We start from the raw sequence: 20,111 nt of genomic DNA on the forward strand, positions 1-20,111 counted from the left end.
GACCTCGTGGCTAGCGCAGGTCGATGACCGTGCGCAGTTTGCCGCTGGTCGCCGTGCGCTCGAACTCGCCCCGCCGTACGGTCTCCACGGCGAGGGACAGCAGCCCCTCTGCCTCCGCCGAGGCGAGTTCCGCCACCTCGGCGGTGAGAGCTGCCCGGGCCGCCTCGGGGCCGGGAGCGTACTGCTCGTCGAGCCGGACCGTCAGCCGCTCCCGGCCTGCGCCCGGGGCCACCACCAGCTGTGCCTCGCCGTGATAGCCGAGCCGCTCTTCCAGCGCCCGTACGACGCGCCGGTAGTTGATGAAGTACGTGCCCACGCGGACGACGTCGCCGTAGCGTCCGAGCAGTTCCAGGCGGGGCACGTGGCTGCCGCAGGCGCACCTGCCCCGCACCTCCCGTCCCAGGTCGCCGATCTCGTAGCGGTCCAGTCGCTGGCCGGTCCGCGCCAGTGAGGTGAACACCAGCCGTCCGGGCTCGCCCGGCGCCACCGGCCGGTCCTCGTGCGGGTCGAGGATCTCCAGCGTGTGCAGGTCGGTCAGCACGTGATGGACGGAGCCGTCACAGGACGCGCACTGGTAGCCCAGCGGTCCGAGGTCGGTGCTCCCGTAGGCCGCGGAACGGATCACCTCCACCCCGAAGTCGTCGGTGAGGACCCTGCGTTGCTCCACGGTGAAGTGCTCGCCGCCGTAGAAGACCTTGCGGATGCCGCCGTAGGCACGCAGCCGGTCCGCTTCGGCGTGGAAGAGCTGCCACAGGTAGGACGGCATGCCGAAAACGGTGTCCGCCCGGTGGGTGACCAGTGCCTCGGCCACCGAGGCGTGGTCGGGGCCCGCGGCGATCGGCAGCTGGGTGGCGTTCAGCCGTTCCAGGATGGAGAAGAAGCTGATGAAGCTCCCGTACATCCCGCCGCAGTAGAACAGGTTGGCCGCCCGGTCGAGGGCCGGGTCGAAGCCGGCGGTGAGCAGTCCGTCCGCTGCGGCGCGCATCTGGTTGTCGTAGTCGTCGCAGGTGAACACCGACAGCGCCGGTGTGCCCGTGGAGCCTCCGCTGCGGAAGTACAGGTGGGCATGGCGTGGGTCCAGTGCGGCCAGCGCGCTCTGTACGCCTTCCTTGCCCAGCAGCGGTGTGGCCGGCGCGGGGGGCAGCACGGGCGGTGCCACCAGGTCGTCCAGGCAGGCCACCGTACGGAACTCCGGGTCCGCGGCGCGCACGCTCACCCGGCGGCTGTAGCGCTGCAACGCGTAGACGCCGTCGTGCGGTTCGCCCTCGTAGCTCTCCAGCATGGAACCGACCGGGGTGACGCGGGTGACGCCCGCGGCGAACAGCGCGCGGGACAGCGTGGCCACGTCCGCGCGGTCGCCCCCGATCGCCGCGGTCTGCAGGTAGCGGCGCATGGGGCGCAGGGTCGCGGTGACCGCGTGCCGGGGCAGCGGCTTCACCCGGATACTGCGGTACAGCGGGGAGGCGTCCAGTGCGGGGCGCGCGTCGGCCAGCACCCGCCAGGAACCGTCCTCGGCGGTGAACACGCGGGTCAGGCCCAGGTGTTGTTCGAGCCGGGCGAGCTGCTGCACGGTGGTGATCTCCGCCTGCTCGGCCGGGCCGGGCACGGATGCCGGCCGCGTGTCGGACACCTTCGCCAGCCGCTCGGCGAACCGCCCTGCGAACGCGAAGAGTTCCTCGGTGCCGTTGGTGTCCTCGGTGTCGAGATAGACCACCTGCGGGCTGGCACACGCCTGCTGTTCGAGACGGCAGACGTCCTCGGCGAGCGCGTCGAGCACGGCGTCATCGGACGCCGCCTGCCGGGTCAGGTAGGCGAAGGAGATCCGGTGGCCCCACTCGACCACGCGGCAGCCGGGCGGCGCCAGTTCGCCCGCCGCGCGCACCGCGTCCACGCCGCCCCACACCGCGATCGCGTCGGCCTGCCCGCACAGTGCCTCCAACCACTCGCGGCGCGAGGACGGGAAATGCAGGGCGATGACGCGTTCGGCGATCAGTCCGGACGGGTCGGCGGCACCGAGCGCGGCGAGCAGGTCGAGCGCGAGGGACGAGTCGGAGCTGCTGGTCTTCAGCACGTTGACATTGCCTGCCAGCAGTCCCTCGACGACGCTCAGCGGTGCCACGGCCGCGGCGTTGCCGGGCGCGATGTGCACCAGAAGGCCGACGGGCGCCCAGGCCTCGTACACCGTCTCCCGGGCGTCCGGGCGGGTCAGCCGTTGCGGGCGCAGGTCCCCCAGCTCCCGGCGCAGCTTGCGCTCCAGCGCTTCCCGGGTGAGCGCGGCGGCCAGTTCGGCCAGGACGACCGCGGCCTCGCCGGCGGGCAGATGCCCGGCCAGACGGCCGTAACAGGCGGAGGCGGGATCCGTCAGATCGCGGGCGACCGCGGCGCAGGCGCCCAGCACCACGTCGCTGGGCAGGGGACGGGTCAGGAGCCGCCCGGCCAGCTCGGGCAGCCCGGCGAGCCGCCGTCCGGCCTCGGCCTCGTCGATGAACTCGCCCTGCCACAGGTGGAGTACGGGGTGCTGTACGGAGGTGGTCACGACATTCCCTTCATCAGTTCGGCGGCGGCCACCGCACAGCTGCGGTTGCGGCTCACTCCGGCGCGGCCGTGCACGGTGAACCAGTCGGTGGACAGCGGGCAGGGGCATGCGTCGCCCGGGTGCAGCGACGCGAGGTCTCCCATCACCACGCTGTGCGCGGGCACGGAGGTGATGTAGGGGCTGACCAGGTGCAGAAAGCCTCGTTCGCCGTACGGCAGCGGGCGCAGCGTCCCCGTGTCGCGCACCGCCGCACGCGACCACACGGGCACGTGGAGCCGGTGCTGCGCGCACTCGACGTACGGCACACAGTGCTCGACCGAGCCGAAGGTGTCGCGCACACGGTCCCCCGGCACGCCGAGGAGGTCGGTGACCTCGGAGTAGAACGCCTCCTTGCCGATCTGCCGGTCGGCGTGGCCCTTCCAGCCACCGCCGAGCACCACCAGCGATCCCTCGGGCAGGGTGAGTGGCCCCAGCCCCATCGCCCGCATCCGCTCCAGGGTGAAGTACAGGAACGCCGGGAAGCCCAGGATGCGGACCGGTACGTCGTCCTCGGCGTAGCGCCGGAGCGCGGCGATGCAGCCGTGCACGTCGAACTCGTGGCCGGTGCCGGTGTGCCGCAGGGCGTGCGTGGTGTGCCGGGCCGGGGCGAAGTCGCACAGGTAGTTGTCGGTGAACGACGTACCCAGCTTCAGCGAGGGCGCGGGCTCGTAGCTGTACAGCAGGTAGTTCACGGGCTGCTCGGGGGTGATCCAGCCATAGTGGTCGAAGATCCGTGCCACCATGCGTTGCGCCGAGCGGATGGTCCACTCGTCGAAGAACATCTGCGACTTCTGGCCCGTGGTGCCCGAGGAGGTCAGATGCAGGAACACCTCGTCGCGTGGGATGGAGAGCACCTCGTGACGCTTGAAGAAGGCCGCGGGCACCAGGGGGGTGCGCACCCCGTCGCCGACGGTGGGCGCGGGCGTCTCGGCCGGGTCCTGAAGCAGGGCGGCGAAGAAGGGGGAGCGGCGGGCGTGCCAGGCGTTGGTCTCCGCCATGGCGGCGGCGAACAGCTCGTCGGTGACGGGGCCGTCGGCGTACGGCTCCACCAGGTCGCAGAGCCGCTGTACATGGCCGAGCGCCGCCGGGTCGGGAACCTCGACGGGAGCGAGATGGGGTTTCATCGGGACACCTCGGGAAGGGGCAGATAAGTGGCGGTCCAGGCGCTCAGGTAGGCGCGGAGGTACGGCCGGAGCAGCGGGCTGACGGCGGTGGTGCGGAAGTCGATCTGACGGCTGGTCCGCGACAGCACCACGTAGTCGTGGAGCCGGTCGCCGATGCGGCGCATCGCCGGGTAGACGGCGCTCGGCACGAAGCCGGAGGCGAGGAACACCTCAAGGGCCTCGGCGTCGGCCAGCGGAAGCAGCGCCTCGGCGTAGTCCGCACCGGCCCGGGTGACCGCGGCCATCAGCGCTTCCAGGGCGCCGGCCACCGCGGCCGGACGTGGATGGACGGCGACGAGCGCACAGCTCCCCGCCACGGCGTCGAGGTCGGCGTACGCCTCGAAGCTGCCGTCGGCGGCGACCAGGACCGCGTTGGGGGTGTGCAGCGGGAAGAAGCGGCCGTCGGCCTCCGGGAAGAGCTCCAGGAAGCGCCGCCGTACGAACGCCGGGGCGGTGATCAGCTCGATCGGCTCGGCACCGGTGGCCGCGGCCACGGCGGGGCGGGAGGGGACATGCCGGGTGCCGGCGTAGTCGATGCCGACGCCGGTGGCTCCGGCGGACAGCAGCGGCGACAGCCGTTCGGGCACGCTCGTCACCGGTTCGCGCTGTTCCAGCACTCCGTCGGCGTAGCGGGCGAACAAGGCGAGCGTCTCGCACCCCTCGACCTCGACGGCGTTCGGCAGGAGGCCGAGCGGACGGAAGCCGTTGCGTACGACGACGTGCTGCGGCCCCTCGGTGACCAGGCGGACGGTGGCGTACACCGAGTCCAGGCCGCCCGTGGCGAAGGCCGCGGCGCAGACCGCCCCGGTCAGCCGGGAGGCGAGCCCGCCGCCGCGATGGCCGGGGTGTACGGCGAGGCCGACGAGCTTTCCGATGCGGCTGCCCGGTTCGGTCAGCACGACGGCGGAGCCGACCAGGGCGCCGCCGGTGCGGGCGGTGAGCCAGTGTGCGGTGCCGTCGGTGATCAGCCGGCGCATGACCACCGGATCGCTGCCGAGCGGCACCGGATAGCCGTGCCCGTACACCTCGAAGTACAGCTGCCTCAGTTCGGCGATGTCCTGGACGGACGCGGGGTGCAGGACGGCGTTCACGTCGCCGCTCCCGTCGACGGCTGTCCGACGGAGGCCCGCCGCGCCTCGGCCCGGCCGCCCAGCCACCACAGCGCCAGTGCCACCGGTACGAGACCCGCGCCCTGGACCAGGCAGAGCGTGCGGGCGGCCAGATGGTCGCCCAGCGCGCCGAAGACGAGCGAGGACACGGGGAAGGTGGCACCCAGCAGCGCCTGCATGACCGCGAAGAACCCGGGCTTGTCGGCGGCGGGCACCAGTCGCTGGAAGAGCGCCACGAACCGCACGCCGATCACACCGACGCACCAGCCGACGACGGCCATCGAGACGACCGCCGCCGCGTGCCCCGCGAGCAGTCCCGGAAGGCCGAGGGCGGTGGCCATCACTGCGAGGCACACGCTGCCGACGGCGACAGGGCGGCCCGGCAGGCGCCCGCCGCTGAAGGATCCGGTCAGGGTGCCCGCACCGAGGGCCGCCTCCAGCGAGGCCACGGTCGAGCCGGTGGCGTGCAGTACCTCCCGGGTGTACAGGGGCATCACGACGTAGACGGCGGTGGTGAAGACGTTGGCGGCGGCGAAACAGACCAGCACCCGCCGGATGAAGGGCAGCCCGGCCAGGACCTGGCGCAACGGCCGTCGCCTCGGAGGCGGCCCGTCCGCGTCTCCGTGCCCGGCCCCGGTCCGGGGGAAGCGGGTGGCGCCGACCAGCAGGGCGGCCAGCAGGTACCCGGCCGCGCACGCGGCGATGACGGCGGCCAGTGAGCCCGCGTCGACGACGAGCGGGCCCAGCAGTCCCCCGCACAGCCCGGCGACGGACTGGGTCGACAGTTCGAATCCGGTGGCCGACTCGATGTCGGCGTCCTCGACGAGTTCCGGCACCGAAGTGGTCAGGCACGGATCGAACACCGCCTGACAGGCGGCCAGCGCGAGCCCGAGCGCATAGGCGGCGGCACCGGGCAGCATTCCGGCGTACGCCAGGACGGCCGCCGTACCCGCCGACGCACCCGCCACGGCCGCCGCGCCGGACAGCACCGTCCGGTGTGCGCATCGGGCGACGATGCCCGCCACGACCGGAGCGAGCGCGACCGCGGGCAGTGTGCTCACCATGAGGAACAGGCCCGAGGCGAGGCCGCGGTGCTCGCCGCCCGCGCGGCCGACCAGCCACCAGACCGCACCGACCTGGAACATCCTGCTCGCCGCCTGGGTGAGGAGTTGAGCGGCCCAGACCCTGCCGAAGGACGGATTGCGCAGCACGAGGGGCAGACGACGCACACGCGCAGGTGCCGCGGTCACGAGTGCGGCCGTTCGTCGACGACGCGGACGAGCTTGCCCGAGCGGGTGTTGACCGTGAGGTCCCGGTGCCGCACCCACTCGACGCTCAGTGGGTTCACGTGCCCCGCCGCGGTCGCGGTCGCGTAGAAGGGACGCTGAGCGAGGAGCGCGGCTACGACGGACTCGCCCAGCCCGGCGTGTTCCCTGCCGGGATCGGCGATCGCGAGCCGCAGCACCAGGCCGTCGCGGCCGTCGTGTCGCCGCACGACGAGCTGCAGGCCGGTCACCTCTCCTGCTGCGTCGGCCCGTTTGACGACGTCATGGACGTCCTCGGTGTACAGGGAGACGGGACCGACCCGCACGCCCTCCTCGGCGCGGCCGAGGATGCGGAAGACACCGGCGTCCCGGTCGACCCACTCGGCCCGGTCGCCCGCCGGATAGCGGAGCACCGGCATGAGCCGCCTGCGCAGGTCGGTGACGACGAGCCGCCCCGGCACGCCGTTCGCCTCGACGGGACGGTCGGTGTCGTCGCAGAGGATCTCGACCACCGTGTACGGGGTGAACGCGCGGTGGACGCGTGGGTCGTCGCCGGGCACAGCCTCGCCGAGGAGACCGGCGTCCACGCTCGCGTATCCGAGGGAGCGCGGCCGGGCGTTCGGGAACGCGGCACGGAGCAGCGGGAGTTGGTCGCCGAAGAGGCATTCCCCGCCGAAGAACAGCAGTTCCACCTCCGGAAGTGTCCGGCCGGCGCCGGTGAGGCGCTCCGCGAGCGAGCACAGCGTGGTCGGTGTGCCGGCGACCACCTGGACCCGGAACTCCTCCAGCGTCGCCGCGGTGGACTCCCAGGGCGCCGCACCGCCGATGGGCAGGCGGACGTTGGCCACGGGAGAGCGGTGCAGCGCATCGAGGACGAAGCTGAAGCTGGCGTACAGGTCACCCGCGTAGAAGAGATCCGCCACCCGGTGGCCTGGCCGCAGCCCCGCTCGGACGAGCCCGGCACCGAACGCGCCCGTGAACTCCCGCCACTCCGTGCGGGTGTAGTAGGAGAACTTCGGCGACCCGGTGGTCCCGCCGCTGCGGAAGACGACCCCTTCGTCCAGCGGAGCGGTGAGCAGGCGGTTGTCCTGTGGCGAGTTGGCGCGCCAGAAGTCGGCCTGGGGCACCACCGGAAGATCTGTGAGATGGGTGACCTGCTCGGGGAGCCCGGCATAGAGCTCGCGGTAGAAATCCGAGTTGGCGCGAGCGAAACGTACGAGTTCCGCGAATGGTTGAACTGGCATCAATTCCTGCTCGAAGGCGTGGAACGCCGGCACGTTGAAATGACCGGCGAAGCGCGACGTAGCCGGTCCACTATGGCGGGCGTGAACCGTGTCGCTGAAGGCGTGAAATGCGGCGCACCCATCACGAGCGGGGCGTCCGGTGCACCAGGATATCTCACTATGCGGGACGGATTTGCGCCAACTGGGCCCGCACACAGGGGGCTTGATGCCGCCTCGGACGTATTCCACGGCCATTCGGTTCCTGCGGGCGCGGAGACGGTGATCACATTCAACGGGCCATGCATAACAACTCGTTGAACACAGCTGAAGGGTGCCTTATGGAAAGGGGCCGGCGAAGGCGCTCCGGGCTGTGGCTGGAACGGAACCGTGTCGATCAGGGAGCGCTATTGTCGCGCGGGCCGTGACCGCCGTCGGCGGTGTGATCCCGACCGCAGCCACCGTAAACCGGAACACCATGACGGCGTATTCGTCGTCGGGCCACACCAGCGGATCATGCTCCCGCCGGCACAGCATCGAATCCGTCAGCCCCCGCGGCCGTTCTCAGGCGGTGACTTCCGTTAGCGCGGTGCGGATCTCGGTCGCGGTGCGCTCAACGGTGCGATGTCGGCTCCGGCAGTGCAGCCGCCGAGTGCACCCCACCCGCCTGTCAGGAAGGGTCCAGCCGCCGAGAGCCTTCCAGCGGCTCCGGGCGCAACGGCGCCAGGAGCTCGTGCAGGTCGCGGTGGAGCCGGTGGGCGTCGAGCTCGTACGCCCGGCCGCGGCCGCGCGCGAAGAACACGGTCAGCGCCCCGAGGAGGAAGATGCCGAGCGTTACCGGCGCCACGAAGCCGAAGAGCGGCGCAATCATGATCCCGTTCACGGTCTCCAGCATCACTCCGGAGACCACCAGTGCGCCGCCGTCCCCTTCTGAATCCGGCACCACGTGAAGCCGGCCACGGAACGTGGCGCACTGACTGCGACCGGGCGCGTTGAGCGCGATCGAGCCGCCCGAGCCGATACGGCAGGCCGGCCAGGCGCCGAACCGCAGTCGGTGCCGGTGACCGTGACCCCCCTGCGTGTCCAGCCCGAACACCCCATCCGTGTGACGCGCCCCGAAGCTACCGGCCGTCGGCGAACCCGCCCTGCCGGGCAGACACATGAGCCCCACCCCGACGACCGACGGGATGGGGCTCGCTGGAGCGCCGGGCAGGCCTTGCACCTGCATCTCCCCACAGGAAGCGGGGCGTCTTTCCTTGGACCACCAACGCGTGTCCGGCTGCCGGAAATTCCGGCGACCGCAACGTGATCAACTGTAGCGCACGTGATCAGTCCGCCGACCCACAGCAAACCAGGAGTGGGCCGCCGGGAACAGAACCCGGCCGCCCACTCCGTATGCTCCGCAGTCGCGACCGCGTATTACGGAGTGACCTGGAGGAATTCCTTGTCAGTAAGGTCCGTTGACGTTGTCGATGGAACCGTAGCGGTGGTAGGCGTAGTTGCAAGCGGCGGTGATGTTGGCGACGGGGTCGTAGATGCTCGACGACGTACCCGGCACGTGGTAGGCGGTGAAGGTGGACTGGATCACCTGGAGCAGACCGATGGAGGGGTGTCCCGCGGCGGCGTTGGAGTCCCAGAGATTGATGGCATTGGGGTTGCCGGAGGATTCCCTCATCACATTGCGGTAGATCCCGTTGTAGGAGCCGGGGATGCCGTTCTGGGCCATGATCGCCAGGGAGTGCTTGATCCAGCCGTCCAGGTTGTTGGTGTAGGTCTGGCCGCTGACGGCGGTCGTGGTGGTCGCGGCCTTCGTAGTGACTGCCGGCTTCGCGGCGGGGGCTGATCCGGCGGGCAGGGTCAGGACCTGTCCCGGCCGGACGGTGTAGGGGCTGGCGATGTGGTTGGCGGACGCGATGGCGGGCCAGCCGCCGGGCACATGCTGGGTGCGGGCTATGGAGGACAGGTGGTCGCCGGCCCGGACGGTGTAGGTGGTCGCGGCGGAGGCGGCCTGGGCCGTGCCCAGTGCGGCAGTGGAGACCAGGGCGAGGGCGCCGACGGTGACGGCGCCGCGAACGGCGAGTCGGGGGGCCCGGGAGGGGCGCTTGCGGGCGTGACGGGGCATGGATCGGTCCTCTTCCAGAATTTGCATGGCCCGCAGCTGCCGGTCCCCCACGGCAAACTGCACCGCTTTCGTTTCGGTGCGCTGCGGCGCGCACATTCTTAAGCCGTCGGGAATAAATCGACAATTCCCTCTTTTACTAGCTTGCTTCGTTGCCCGGTCAGCTTCTCGCGCCGCGAGTGTTGGGAAAATGGGGAGTTGTAGGCGGTTTCAAGCACTAAGGTGCGTCGTAAGTGAATTAAGTCACCTGTCCCGACTGGATCATTCCGGAGGCTTAAATGGCAATGTATCGATTCTTTATTTCCTAATCGGACTAAATGGGACACTCTGCCGTGAATCCCCGCGCGGCGTGCTGCGGCGCTGGGTGACGGCCGCCGAGCTGGTGACGCGGCCGCCGTGTGACTGGGCGGCCTGCAGGGCGCACACACCCCGCCCGCGCCCTCGATACCCTCGCCCTGATGGACGCCCTGAAGATCGGGAAGGCCTGGAGCCACAACCACCGCCGACGGCTGAGCCTCGCCGACGGCGAGCGCCGCTACGACGGACTCGAGGAGCGGCTCGCCACGCGGCCGGTCATCCAGGTGCCCTCCATCACCCTCGGCCCCGAGCGGGATCCCTTCACCGCTCCGGGCAAGGGCGCCTCGTACCGGGACAGGTTCACCGGCGCGTACGAGCACCGAACCCTGACGGGAATCGGCCACAACCTGCCCCGGGAGGCACCCACCGCCTTCGCCCGGGCCGTCATCGACATGGACCACTTCTGACGCGCTGCCCCCCAGCCTTGGGTCACCGTCTAGACAGGTGACCAAGAAGGCCACGGGCTCGTTCCATCCCGGACCGAAAGGAGTTCGACCATGGAACGCCGGCACACCACGGAGTTCGCCGCGGCGGCACGCCGAGCGACCCGACGCGATACGCCCGCGCCCCTGAGGGATCATGGATGTACTTCTGCTGCCCCGCCACCGGCCTGGGGCTGTGAGTCAGCCTGATCGATCAGCCACCGCCGGCCGATGACGGATCTTGCCCGGCATGGCAGTAACCAGTCAGAATGGTGATGTGAACCTGGACCATGTCTTCGTGTGCGGAAACCCGGCGCTCGACTTCGCCGCGACGCTCCGAGCGCGCCGTTCGGTGCGCTTCGAGATGTTCGCGACGCCGGAGAGGCTGAACGCGTGGTACGTGGAGTCCGGCATCGTCGACGCGGTCTCCCCCAGCCAGGAGGCCGACGTCGAGCAGGCGACGACGGTACGGGAAGCCATCTACCGGTTGGTCACCGCACGTCGGCTCGGGGAGCAGTACGACCGGGCCGCCCTGACCGTGGTGAACAACGCGGCACGCAAGCCGCCCGCGGTGCCGCAGCTCACTCCGGCGGGGCGCTGGACACAGGCAACGCCGGAAGAAGCCCTCTCCATGGTGGCGCGGCTCGCCATCGAGCTCCTGAACGGGCCGGACGTGCCCTTGCTCAAGGAGTGCGGCAATCCGGAGTGCACCCGCACCTACATCGACCGCTCGCGGGGCATGCGCCGGCAGTGGTGCGGCATGGATTCCTGCGGCAACAAGATCAAGGCAGCCGCGTACCGCGCCCGCAAGAAGAACGCGCCCGCGGCGGCCCGCTGACCCGACCCTCATCGCCGGCCATGGCAGCGGCGCGCTGTAAGCCGAGGTGGCGGGGGCGCAGGTGATCGTGGCACCACGGGACGGCGCAGGGCTCGCCCGGGCAGCCGGAGGCCGACAACGTCACGCTGGGCATGATCCGCCTCGGCATCAAGGGTTGCAAAGACTCCTTGCAAAGGCTCTTTGCAACTCGTAGTCTTCCGGCATGCCCGGCCAACCGCCTGCCCAAGAGATCACCGATGTCGAGGCGCTGCGTGCCTTCGCGCACCCGATGCGCCAGAAGATCGAGCAATGCCTGCGCCGGGGACCGGCCAATTCCGCAGCGCTCGCACGGGAGTTGGGCGAGAGCACGGGGCTGGTCAGCTACCACCTGCGGCAGCTGGCCAAGCACGGCTTCGTCGAGGAGGTCCCGGAGCTGGCGAAGGGGCGGGAGCGGTGGTGGCGGGCAGTACCGGGTGACCGGCGGTTCCCGCCGTACAGCCGGCAGACGCCGCAGATGCGCGAGGCACTGACCGAGATGCACCGGCTGAACCTCGCCGAACTGGTCGACTCCGCCCGGCGGTTCGAGGAGGCACGCGACACGCTGGGGCCCTGGGCCGACGCGGCGCTCTTCTCGCGCGCCACGCTCCGGGTCGACCCCGACCAACTCCGCGCGTTCTTCGAGGAGTACATCGCGCTCCTGTACCGGTACTCGGCCCCGGAGGAAGAAGGGGACGTGCCCGAGGCACGGACCGTGCTCGTCCGGCTGCTCGCCGTTCCCGAGACCGACTGACCGCGCGGCCCGACCGACAACGAAAGGGGACGCACGCCGTGCCGTTCTCGGCTACGTCCACATCACTGATACGGGCCGTACTGGCCGTCCTGTCCGGCGCGCTGGCCGGCGCCCTCCTTCTGCCGGCGGCGCCGGTGGCGTACGCCGGCGAGGACGGGCTGGTCCGCCAGGAGGTCACCTTCCGGGGCGGCGGCGGGCTCCTCCTGCACGGCACCGTCCTCAGCAAGGACGGGGCACCCGGCCCGCGACCTGGCATCGTACTCGTCGGCGGCTCGGGCTCCGGGCCCCGGGAGGAGTACCGGCAGGAGGCCGAGGCGTTCGCCCGGGCCGGGATCACCACGCTCGTCTACGACAAGCGGACCGCAGGCTATTCCCTGCTCCATCGAGACTTCGGTCTGCTGGCCGACGACGCACTCGCCGGAGTGCGGTTGTTGCAGTCCAGGAGCGGGGTGAACCCACGTCAGGTCGGGCTGTGGGGGTTCAGCGAGGGGGGCTGGGTGGCGCCGCTGGCCGCGTCGCGCTCGGCCGACGTCGCGTTCGTCGTCACCATCGGCGGATCCGGCTACGACCCGCTGCGTACCCAGGCCTGGGACCTGACCACACATCTGCGCCACCAGGGGGTGGGCGGACCGTTCCGTCGCACCGTGGCCGGTCCCACCGCCCAGTTCTTGGGCGACACCGGACTGTTCCCCGCGGCAGGCCACGACCCCGTGCCGGTGCTCGAGCGGCTCCACCGGACGCCGGTGCTGGCGCTGTGGGGCGATCACGACACGCAGGTGCCGCCCCGGGAGAGCGCACGGATCTTCCGCCGGGCCCTGGCCCGGGCAGGCAACCGGCACGCCGTCATCGGCTTCGTCGCCGGTGGTGCGCACAACGGGCACCGCACGTCGGACGGGTTCGACCGGATCGGCGGCCCCCTCTTCCACGGCAAGAAGCTGGGCGAGCTGGCCCCGGGCTATGCGCGGACCATGACCTCATGGGTGCGGGACGTCGCCGCCGGCCACCCGCCGGCCTCAAGCGCCGCCCCCGCACCCCGACAGGCGCTCGCCACCACCCCCGTACCGGGCCACGCCTGGTACGCCTGGCTCACCCCGGCGTTGCTGCTCCTCGGCTTCGCCGCCTATCCGGTGAGCGCCCTCCTGCGTCGGGGCCCCGTCCTGCGCCCGGTGCGATGGTTGGCCGGGCTCGGTCTGCTGGCGGTCGTGACGGCGGTGGCCTGCCCGCTCGCCGTCTTCGTGGCGGGGAACGGTGCGGCGGCTCCCGTGGTGTGGGGCCGTCCGGCGATGTGGCTGGTCGTGCAGGGGCTCGCCGTCGCCGTGGCGGTGTCCGCCTGTGTCTCGGCAGCCGCACTCCGGCGCCGACGGCCGACCCCGAGCTGGGCGCTCTGGCTCCGACTGGCCCCGGTGGGGCTGGCCGCGGTCGGGTTCGTGCCGTGGGCGGTGTGGTGGGGCGTTGCCGCGTGAGGACGGGGCGGCGGCAGGGCGAAGACGCCGCACGACGCCGACACGTGCCGGTGACGCTCGCACAGCTCCGGCACGTGCCGTGACGATGGGCGCCGGCACAGCGCGACGAGCACGCCCGCGATCAGGCTCGTCCGCAACCGCGGACCGTCCATCCCTGCTCTGCCCGTCGGTGGGCGGCGGAACGCAGCGCGGTTCCCGCGGGACAGCCGCTCCCGCCGAGATCTCCCACGTCCGCTCGCCGTAGCCCACGGCCATGTGAACCAGCAGCGGTGTGCTGTCGCGTGATCATCGTGTCGTTCCAGGCAGCAGCGACGACCCTGCCGGCGTGGCGTTGAAGGCCACGGTGTACCGAGCTCCGTCTCCTGCTGTCGCCCGGATGTCGCTCTGCGACCGCCGGGCGTCCAGGCCCGCACGCCGGTGCGGCGAGCTCGGCCAGGTGGCGCAGCCAGTCGATGAGATGCTCGGGGCCGAACGGCGGGAACCGGATGCCGCGCTCGCGGATGAAACGCGGCACCGCCGACCAGTCGTAGGTGAGCGTGACCTCAGTCTCGGACCCACGTCGGTCAGCGGCGCACGGCCGAGTGGGCGGAACCCGCGCCCGTACCCAGCGGCGCACCGGGGGCAGCACACTTCATGGTCTTCGACGTGGCCCGCTCGGGTGCCGACCTGGCATCCTGGGTGGCCAGGTAATCGATTCATGCCGGGAACCCACGCTGGCTACGCTTCCCGGCATGAATCCCGTGATCGACGTCCTGCCCGCGTCCGAGGTCGACTGCCTGGAGCGCCTCTGGGGTCAGCTCCTGGTCCACCACGCGCAGCAGGCGCCACACCTGACGGCACTCGGCGCGCTTCGCTCGCCCGAGGACTCATGGCGACTGCGACGGGGACAGTATCTTGACTGGCTGCAGGAGCCGCTCACCGCGGTACTGGTCGCTCGGGGCGGCCGTCGGTTGCTCGGCTATGCCGTCGTACGCGTCCTCGACGCTCCCGGGTCATGGCAGTGGGGGGATCGAGCCGGCGTGCTGGAAACCCTCGTGGTCGATGACCAGGCCCGGGGTGCCGGAGTCGGGCAGGCCCTTGTCAGGGCCGCTCGGGAGCGTCTTGCCGAATCGGGTGTCCAGGTCATGAAGATCTCCGTCATCGCGGGCAACGATGACGCCCTGCGCTTCTACGAGCGAGCAGGCGCCGTCGACTTCGTGAAGACGGTGGTCATGCCCGTCTCGGGGTGACGGCGCAGATCAGATTGATCGCTTGGTCGGTGTCCCGCGTTGGGCGTTGCGCGGCTCTCGGAACACAGGGGCGGCTCAGGCGGGCTTGCCCGTTGAGCTGTCACGCACGCGCACGGCGAGGGCTGCAACGTCGTCGTTGAGTCCACCGCCGCTGTGCCGGAGGAGATCCCGGTGGAGCGTGTCGAGCAGGGCCCTGGGCCCGGCGGAGGTCTGGCGACTCATCCAGTCCTGCAGGTCAAAGAACTCACCCTCTGCGTTACGGCTCTCGATGACGCCGTCGGTGTAGAAGAGCAACTGGTCGCCGGGGGCACACACGATCGTGTCGGTGGTGTAGTCGGCGCCGATGAGTGCCGCGAGGTTGAGCATCGGCGAGGCGGTGGTGGGGTCGAGGACCTGGAGCTTGCCTTGATGCAGGAGCAGTGGCGGAGGATGCCCGCAGTTCACGAGCCTGATGCGGTCGCCCTGGTGCGGGAACTCGGCGAGCACCACGGTGGTGAACTGCTCCAGCAGGTCCCCGGTGGGAAACGTACAGCTGTGCCGGGTGCTACTGACATCGAGGCGGCGGACGATGCCCTCCAGGGTGGGCTCGTCGTACGCGGCCTCCCGGAAGCAGCTGACCACCGCCGCAGCCGCTCCCACTGCGGGCAGGCCCTTGCCCCGCACATCGCCGATGATCAGCCGGACGCCGTACGGCGTGGCGACGGCTTCGTAGAAATCTCCGCCGATGCGGGCCTGCGCGGCGGCTGCGACGTACATCGACTCGATCTCGATGCAACCGACCCGGCCGGGCAGCGGACGCAAGAGCACTTTCTGTGCCGCGTCGGCGACGAGGCGGAGCTGGAAGAACGCCTGTTCCCGCTGGATGCGGACACGGCACGCGTACGCGGCGGCCACGGTGACCGCGGCAATGGCACCCACGGTGAACCAGGTGCCCAGGTCGGGGTAGACAAGGCTGAGCCCGACCATGATCGCGACGCAGACCGCTCCCAGCAGAACGGTGGGCAGCACGGGCCAGACAGACGCCGCGAGGGCAGGTACTGCAGTCAGGAGGCGGCTGAAAGCGATCTTTCGTGGAGTGGAAAACGCCAGGCTCGCGACAACCACAGTCAAGATCACTGGTGAGAGCCCGACGAGACTCCACCGCCTACGGAGCAGACGACGAGAGCACATCCACCCAGTCCACGGCACGAAAGACAGCATAACGGCATATGCCGGACCCAGTGACTCAGGGCGCGAGTACAGCTTTCACCCGGTCGGAGCAAAACCCTGAATCGGTCGAGGGCGCACAATGGGTGCATGGCTGGTCGCTGGCAGTTCTGGATCGACCGTGGCGGCACATTCACCGATGTCGTGGCCGTGACGCCGGATTCCGAGGTGCTCAGCCGCAAGCTGCTGTCGGAGCAGCCGGAGGCGTACCAGGATGCGGCGGTCGCCGGGATCCGTCAGATGCTGGGCCTGGAGGAGGACGAGCCGATCCCGGGCGACCGGATCGAGGTGGTGAAGATGGGCACCACCGTCGCCACCAACGCGCTGCTGACACACACCGGCGAGCCGACCGTCCTGGTGGTCACCCGGGGCTTCAGGGACGCCCTGCGCATCGCCTACCAGAACCGCCCCCGCATCTTCGACCGGCGCATCCTGCTCCCGGAGGCCCTGTACGACCGGGTGATCGAGGTGGAGGAACGGGTGGGCGCGCACGGCGAAGTCGTGCGTCCGCTGGACCTCGACGCCGCGCGCGAGGCGCTGGCCGCGGCATACGCGGACGGGTTCCGCAGCGCCGCGGTCGTCTTCCTGCACGGCTACCGCCATTCCGCGCACGAGGCCGCCGTCGCCGAGGCCGCCCGCGCCGTCGGCTTTCGGCAGGTCAGCTGCTCGCACGAGGTCAGCCCGCTGATCAAGCTGGTACCGCGCGGCGACACGACCGTGGTCGACGCCTACCTCTCCCCCATCCTGCGCCGCTATGTGGACCAGGTGGCCGCTGAGCTGCACGGTGTGCGGCTGATGTTCATGCAGTCCGGGGGCGGCCTGCGCGAGGCGGGCCACTTCCGGGGCAAGGACGCCGTGCTGTCCGGCCCGGCGGGTGGGGTCGTGGGCATGGCGCGCGCCGCCGCCGGCGCGGGCCATGACAGGGCGATCGGCTTCGACATGGGCGGCACCTCGACCGACGTGTCCCACTACGCGGGCGAGATCGAACGGGTCCTGGGCACGCAGGTGGCCGGAGTGCGGATGCGGGCACCGATGACCGACATCCACACCGTCGCCGCGGGCGGTGGCTCGATCCTGCACTTCGACGGGATGCGCTACCGCGTCGGCCCGGACTCGGCCGGCGCCGATCCCGGACCGGTCTGCTACCGGCGCGGCGGTCCGCTGACCGTCACCGATGCCAACGTCATGGTCGGCCGCATCCACGCCGCCTTCTTCCCCCGGGTGTTCGGTAAGGACGGCGACCAGCCGCTGGACGAGGGCGCGGTCCGTGCCCGGTTCACCGAGCTGGCCGAGCAGACCGCCGCCGCGACCGGCAGGCGTCGCAGCCCGGAGGAGGTCGCGGCGGGATTCCTCGACATCGCCGTGCTCAACATCGCGAACGCGGTGAAGAAGATCTCCGTACAGCGCGGCCGCGACATCACCCGCTACGCGCTGGTCGCCTTCGGTGGCGCGGGCGGCCAGCACGCCTGCGCGGTCGCCGACCGGCTCGGCATCGACACCGTCCTGATCCCGCCGCTCGCCGGGGTGCTGTCCGCGTACGGCATCGGGGTGGCGGACGCGGTCGCGCTGCGCGAACGCTCCGTCGAGGCCGCCCTCGACCGGCAGGAGACGGCAGCCCGCGTCGAGTCCGTCCGCGCCGAGCTGGAGGAACGGGCACGCGCGCAGCTGCGCGAGGACGGCGTGCCGGACGCCACCGTCCGCACGGCCGCCCGCGCCCTGCTGCGCTACGAGGGCACCGACTTCTCGCTGCCCGTGCCGCTGGGCCCGGCCGACGCCATGCGGGCCCACTTCGAACACGACCACCGCGACCGCTACGGCTTCACCATGAGCAAGCCGCTGGTCGTCGAGGCCATCGAGGTCGAGGCCACCGGCTCCTCCGGCCCGAGCACCGCCGCGACGACCGTTCTGCCGCCGCAGACCAGCGCACTGCGACCGGCCGACACCGTACGGATGTTCACCGAGGACCGCTGGCAGTCGACCCGGCTGTACCGACGGCAGGACCTGCGCCTCGGTGACAGCGTCGAGGGCCCGGCGATCATCGCCGAGGCGGATGCGACCACGGTCGTCGACCCCGGCTGGCGGGCCGCGGCCGATGAGCACGGCGACCTCGTCCTCACCCGATCCCGCCCCCGCCCGTCCCGTACGGCGGTCGGCACCACCGTCGACCCGGTGATGCTGGAGGTCTTCAACAACCTGTTCATGTCCATCGCCGAGCAGATGGGTGTACGCCTGGAGAGCACCGCCCACTCGGTCAACATCAAGGAACGCCTCGACTTCTCCTGCGCGCTCTTCGCGCCCGACGGCAGCCTCATCGCCAACGCGCCCCACATCCCCGTACACCTGGGCTCCATGGGCGAGTCCATCAAGGAGGTCCTGCGCCGCAACCGGGGCTCGATCCGGCCCGGCGACGTCTACGCCATCAACGACCCGTACCACGGCGGCACCCACCTGCCCGACATCACCGTCGTCACCCCGGTCTTCGACGAGGCGGGCGAGCGGCTCCTCTTCCTGGTCGCCTCGCGCGGCCACCACGCCGAGATCGGCGGCATCAGCCCCGGATCCATGCCCGCGTTCAGCACCGTCATCGACCAGGAGGGTGTGCTCTTCGACAACTGGCTGCTGGTGCGTGACGGACACTTCCGCGAGGACGAGACCCGGCAGCTGCTCACCAGCGCCCGCTACCCCTCACGTGACCCGGACACCAACCTCGCCGACCTGCGCGCCCAGATCGCCGCCAACGAGAAGGGAATCCACGAACTGCGCCGCGTCATCGAGCAGTTCGGCCTCGATGTCGTCCACGCCTACATGCGTCACGTCCAGGACAACGCCGAGGAATGCGTACGCCGCATCATCGCCACCCTCGACGACGGCGAGCACCGCTACGAGACCGACAACGGCGCCGTCATCCAGGTCGCCCTGCACATCGACCGCGAACGGCGCAGCGCCGTACTGGACTTCACCGGCACCTCACCCCAGCAGCCTGGCAATCTGAACGCCCCCACCTCCGTCGTCATGGCAGCCGTGCTGTACGTCTTCCGCACCCTCGTCGCCGACGACATCCCGCTCAACAGCGGCTGTCTGAAGCCCCTCGACGTGCGCATCCCCGCCGGCTCCATGCTCTCCCCCGCCTATCCGGCCGCCACGGTCGCCGGGAACGTCGAGACCTCCCAGGCCGTCACCGGCGCCCTGTACGCCGTCCTGGGCGCCCAGGCCGAGGGCTCCGGCACGATGAACAACGTCTCCTTCGGCAACGACCGCTTCCAGTACTACGAGACCGTGGCCTCCGGCGCGGGCGCGGGCGAGGGCTTCGACGGCGCGGATGCCGTGCAGACCCACATGACCAACTCCCGCCTGACCGACCCCGAGATCCTGGAGTGGCGCTATCCGGTGCGTGTGGAGGAGTTCCGCATCCGCGAGGGCAGCGGCGGCGACGGCCACTGGCACGGCGGGTGCGGAGTGGAGCGCCGGATCCGGTTCGCCGAGCCGATGACGGTCGCAGTAGTCTCCGGTCACCGCCGCATCCCGCCCTACGGCATGGCCGGCGGCGAACCCGGCGCCCTCGGCGAGAACCTGATCGAACGCGCCGACGGCAGCACCGATCGGCTGCGCGGCTGCGACACGGCGGACGTCACGAAGGGCGACCTCCTGGTGATCCGCACCCCCGGCGGGGGCGGATATGGACCCGCCGAAGGCATCCCGCCCGCTCCGTGACGAGGCGCACGACGAAATGGGTCCCCCAAGATCCTCGCCCGAGTCACAGACCGCTGTGCGTACCGGTTTCCGTCAATCCCCCGGGGGCCGGTTCGCCCAGGCGCTCGGCCAACTGGAACAGGGCGGGCGGTGCCTCCTCGACAGCCACCCGGGCATGGTCGTCGAGCGCGGCGAGGGCCGCGTCGATACGGCGCTCATGGGCCGCGGTCCAGACGGCGAGCCTCTCCCGTCCCGCATGGGTGAGGGCGACGACGGAGACACGGTGGTCGGCCGGGTCCACGTCACGCGTGACCAACCCGGCGGCGATCATCCGGCCGATCAGCCCGCTGACCGTACTCTGCGCCAGGCACAGCCGGGCGCCCATGTCGCTGACCCGTGCCGGCAAGTAGGCGCTGAGCACCTGCAGGAGCTCGACCTGCGCCATGGGCAACCTCGCGGGCCCCGACACCGGCAGCGGCGTCGGCGTCCGAAGTCACCGCGGGCGCTTGAGCACATCGCGCTCCTGGAGTGGGACGAGGAGCAGTGGCGGCTTGACCCTCCACGCCCCATCCCCGCGGCCCCGTGGATCAGTGGAGGTGCGGGGCGTGACTCAGTAGGCGGAGTTGACGTTGTCGATGGAGCCGTAGCGGTGGGCGGCGTAGTTGGCCGCGGCGGTGATGTTGGCG

Annotated in this window: 14 protein-coding genes, 1 tRNA gene and 2 pseudogenes; 6 read left to right on the top strand and 11 right to left on the bottom strand. The window is 70.9% G+C overall.

Annotation, left to right across the window (positions count from 1 at the left end):
• Nucleotides 1-10: 10 nt before the first annotated feature.
• The 8 genes from ABT288_RS36585 to ABT288_RS36620 form a co-directional block, all read right to left on the bottom strand.
• Entirely contained in the window at nucleotides 11-2,536 is a 2,526-nt protein-coding gene (locus ABT288_RS36585) for an acyl-CoA reductase (RefSeq protein WP_351617387.1), read from the bottom strand.
• Complete coding sequence (locus ABT288_RS36590; RefSeq protein ID WP_351617390.1) at nucleotides 2,533-3,699, bottom strand: LuxE/PaaK family acyltransferase; 1,167 nt, start codon at nucleotides 3,697-3,699, stop codon at nucleotides 2,533-2,535. Before ABT288_RS36590 ends, ABT288_RS36585 begins: the two co-directional genes overlap by 4 nt.
• Entirely contained in the window at nucleotides 3,696-4,829 is a 1,134-nt protein-coding gene (locus ABT288_RS36595; RefSeq protein ID WP_351617393.1) for a GNAT family N-acetyltransferase, read from the bottom strand. The genes ABT288_RS36590 and ABT288_RS36595 overlap by 4 nt, the downstream gene beginning before the upstream one ends.
• Nucleotides 4,826-6,076 carry an MFS transporter gene (locus ABT288_RS36600; protein ID WP_351617395.1) on the bottom strand — a complete coding sequence of 417 codons (1,251 nt, stop codon included), beginning with the start codon at nucleotides 6,074-6,076 and terminating at the stop codon, nucleotides 4,826-4,828. Before ABT288_RS36600 ends, ABT288_RS36595 begins: the two co-directional genes overlap by 4 nt.
• Before the next feature lie 17 nt (nucleotides 6,077-6,093).
• On the bottom strand, nucleotides 6,094-7,356 hold the full coding sequence (locus tag ABT288_RS36605; RefSeq protein WP_351617398.1) for a phenylacetate--CoA ligase family protein: 1,263 nt from the start codon (nucleotides 7,354-7,356) through the stop codon (nucleotides 6,094-6,096).
• A 646-nt stretch (nucleotides 7,357-8,002) separates the two neighbouring features.
• Nucleotides 8,003-8,227 (bottom strand): hypothetical protein, encoded by a 225-nt coding sequence (locus ABT288_RS36610; protein WP_351617400.1) that lies wholly within the window; start codon nucleotides 8,225-8,227, stop codon nucleotides 8,003-8,005.
• A gap of 303 nt (nucleotides 8,228-8,530) precedes the next feature.
• A tRNA-Arg gene (locus ABT288_RS36615) sits at nucleotides 8,531-8,603 on the bottom strand.
• A 176-nt stretch (nucleotides 8,604-8,779) separates the two neighbouring features.
• Nucleotides 8,780-9,454 (bottom strand): LysM peptidoglycan-binding domain-containing protein, encoded by a 675-nt coding sequence (locus ABT288_RS36620; protein WP_351617402.1) that lies wholly within the window; start codon nucleotides 9,452-9,454, stop codon nucleotides 8,780-8,782.
• A gap of 488 nt (nucleotides 9,455-9,942) precedes the next feature.
• Here ABT288_RS36620 and ABT288_RS36625 point away from each other — a divergent pair.
• The 5 genes and pseudogenes from ABT288_RS36625 to ABT288_RS36645 form a co-directional block, all read left to right on the top strand.
• Nucleotides 9,943-10,215, top strand: a pseudogene (locus ABT288_RS36625) (alpha/beta fold hydrolase); the annotation flags it as partial.
• 292 nt (nucleotides 10,216-10,507) lie between these two features.
• The gene (locus ABT288_RS36630; protein ID WP_351617419.1) at nucleotides 10,508-11,068 is read left to right on the top strand and encodes a CGNR zinc finger domain-containing protein; all 561 of its coding nucleotides are present in this window, start codon (nucleotides 10,508-10,510) and stop codon (nucleotides 11,066-11,068) included.
• Nucleotides 11,069-11,270: 202 nt separating this feature from the next.
• The gene (locus ABT288_RS36635; protein WP_351617404.1) at nucleotides 11,271-11,837 is read left to right on the top strand and encodes a helix-turn-helix domain-containing protein; all 567 of its coding nucleotides are present in this window, start codon (nucleotides 11,271-11,273) and stop codon (nucleotides 11,835-11,837) included.
• A 38-nt stretch (nucleotides 11,838-11,875) separates the two neighbouring features.
• Nucleotides 11,876-13,300 carry an alpha/beta hydrolase family protein gene (locus ABT288_RS36640; protein ID WP_351617407.1) on the top strand — a complete coding sequence of 475 codons (1,425 nt, stop codon included), beginning with the start codon at nucleotides 11,876-11,878 and terminating at the stop codon, nucleotides 13,298-13,300.
• A 731-nt stretch (nucleotides 13,301-14,031) separates the two neighbouring features.
• Nucleotides 14,032-14,529: a GNAT family N-acetyltransferase gene (locus tag ABT288_RS36645; protein WP_351617410.1), complete on the top strand. Its 498-nt coding sequence runs from the start codon at nucleotides 14,032-14,034 to the stop codon at nucleotides 14,527-14,529.
• 75 nt (nucleotides 14,530-14,604) lie between these two features.
• Here the strand turns inward: ABT288_RS36645 and ABT288_RS36650 are convergent, their stop codons facing one another.
• Nucleotides 14,605-15,699: a PP2C family protein-serine/threonine phosphatase gene (locus tag ABT288_RS36650; protein WP_502972917.1), complete on the bottom strand. Its 1,095-nt coding sequence runs from the start codon at nucleotides 15,697-15,699 to the stop codon at nucleotides 14,605-14,607.
• A gap of 126 nt (nucleotides 15,700-15,825) precedes the next feature.
• On the opposite strand from ABT288_RS36650, the gene ABT288_RS36655 reads away from it, so the two are divergent.
• On the top strand, nucleotides 15,826-19,446 hold the full coding sequence (locus ABT288_RS36655; RefSeq protein WP_351617415.1) for a hydantoinase B/oxoprolinase family protein: 3,621 nt from the start codon (nucleotides 15,826-15,828) through the stop codon (nucleotides 19,444-19,446).
• A gap of 43 nt (nucleotides 19,447-19,489) precedes the next feature.
• On the opposite strand, the gene ABT288_RS36660 is transcribed toward ABT288_RS36655, so the two are convergent.
• Both ABT288_RS36660 and ABT288_RS50355 read right to left on the bottom strand, forming a co-directional pair.
• The gene (locus ABT288_RS36660; protein WP_351617417.1) at nucleotides 19,490-19,870 is read right to left on the bottom strand and encodes a MarR family winged helix-turn-helix transcriptional regulator; all 381 of its coding nucleotides are present in this window, start codon (nucleotides 19,868-19,870) and stop codon (nucleotides 19,490-19,492) included.
• A gap of 165 nt (nucleotides 19,871-20,035) precedes the next feature.
• Nucleotides 20,036-20,111, bottom strand: a pseudogene (locus ABT288_RS50355) (transglycosylase SLT domain-containing protein); the annotation flags it as partial.

Origin of the sequence: Streptomyces sp. NPDC001093, assembly GCF_040298985.1 — a bacterium.
Taxonomy (GTDB): Bacteria; Actinomycetota; Actinomycetes; order Streptomycetales; family Streptomycetaceae; genus Streptomyces.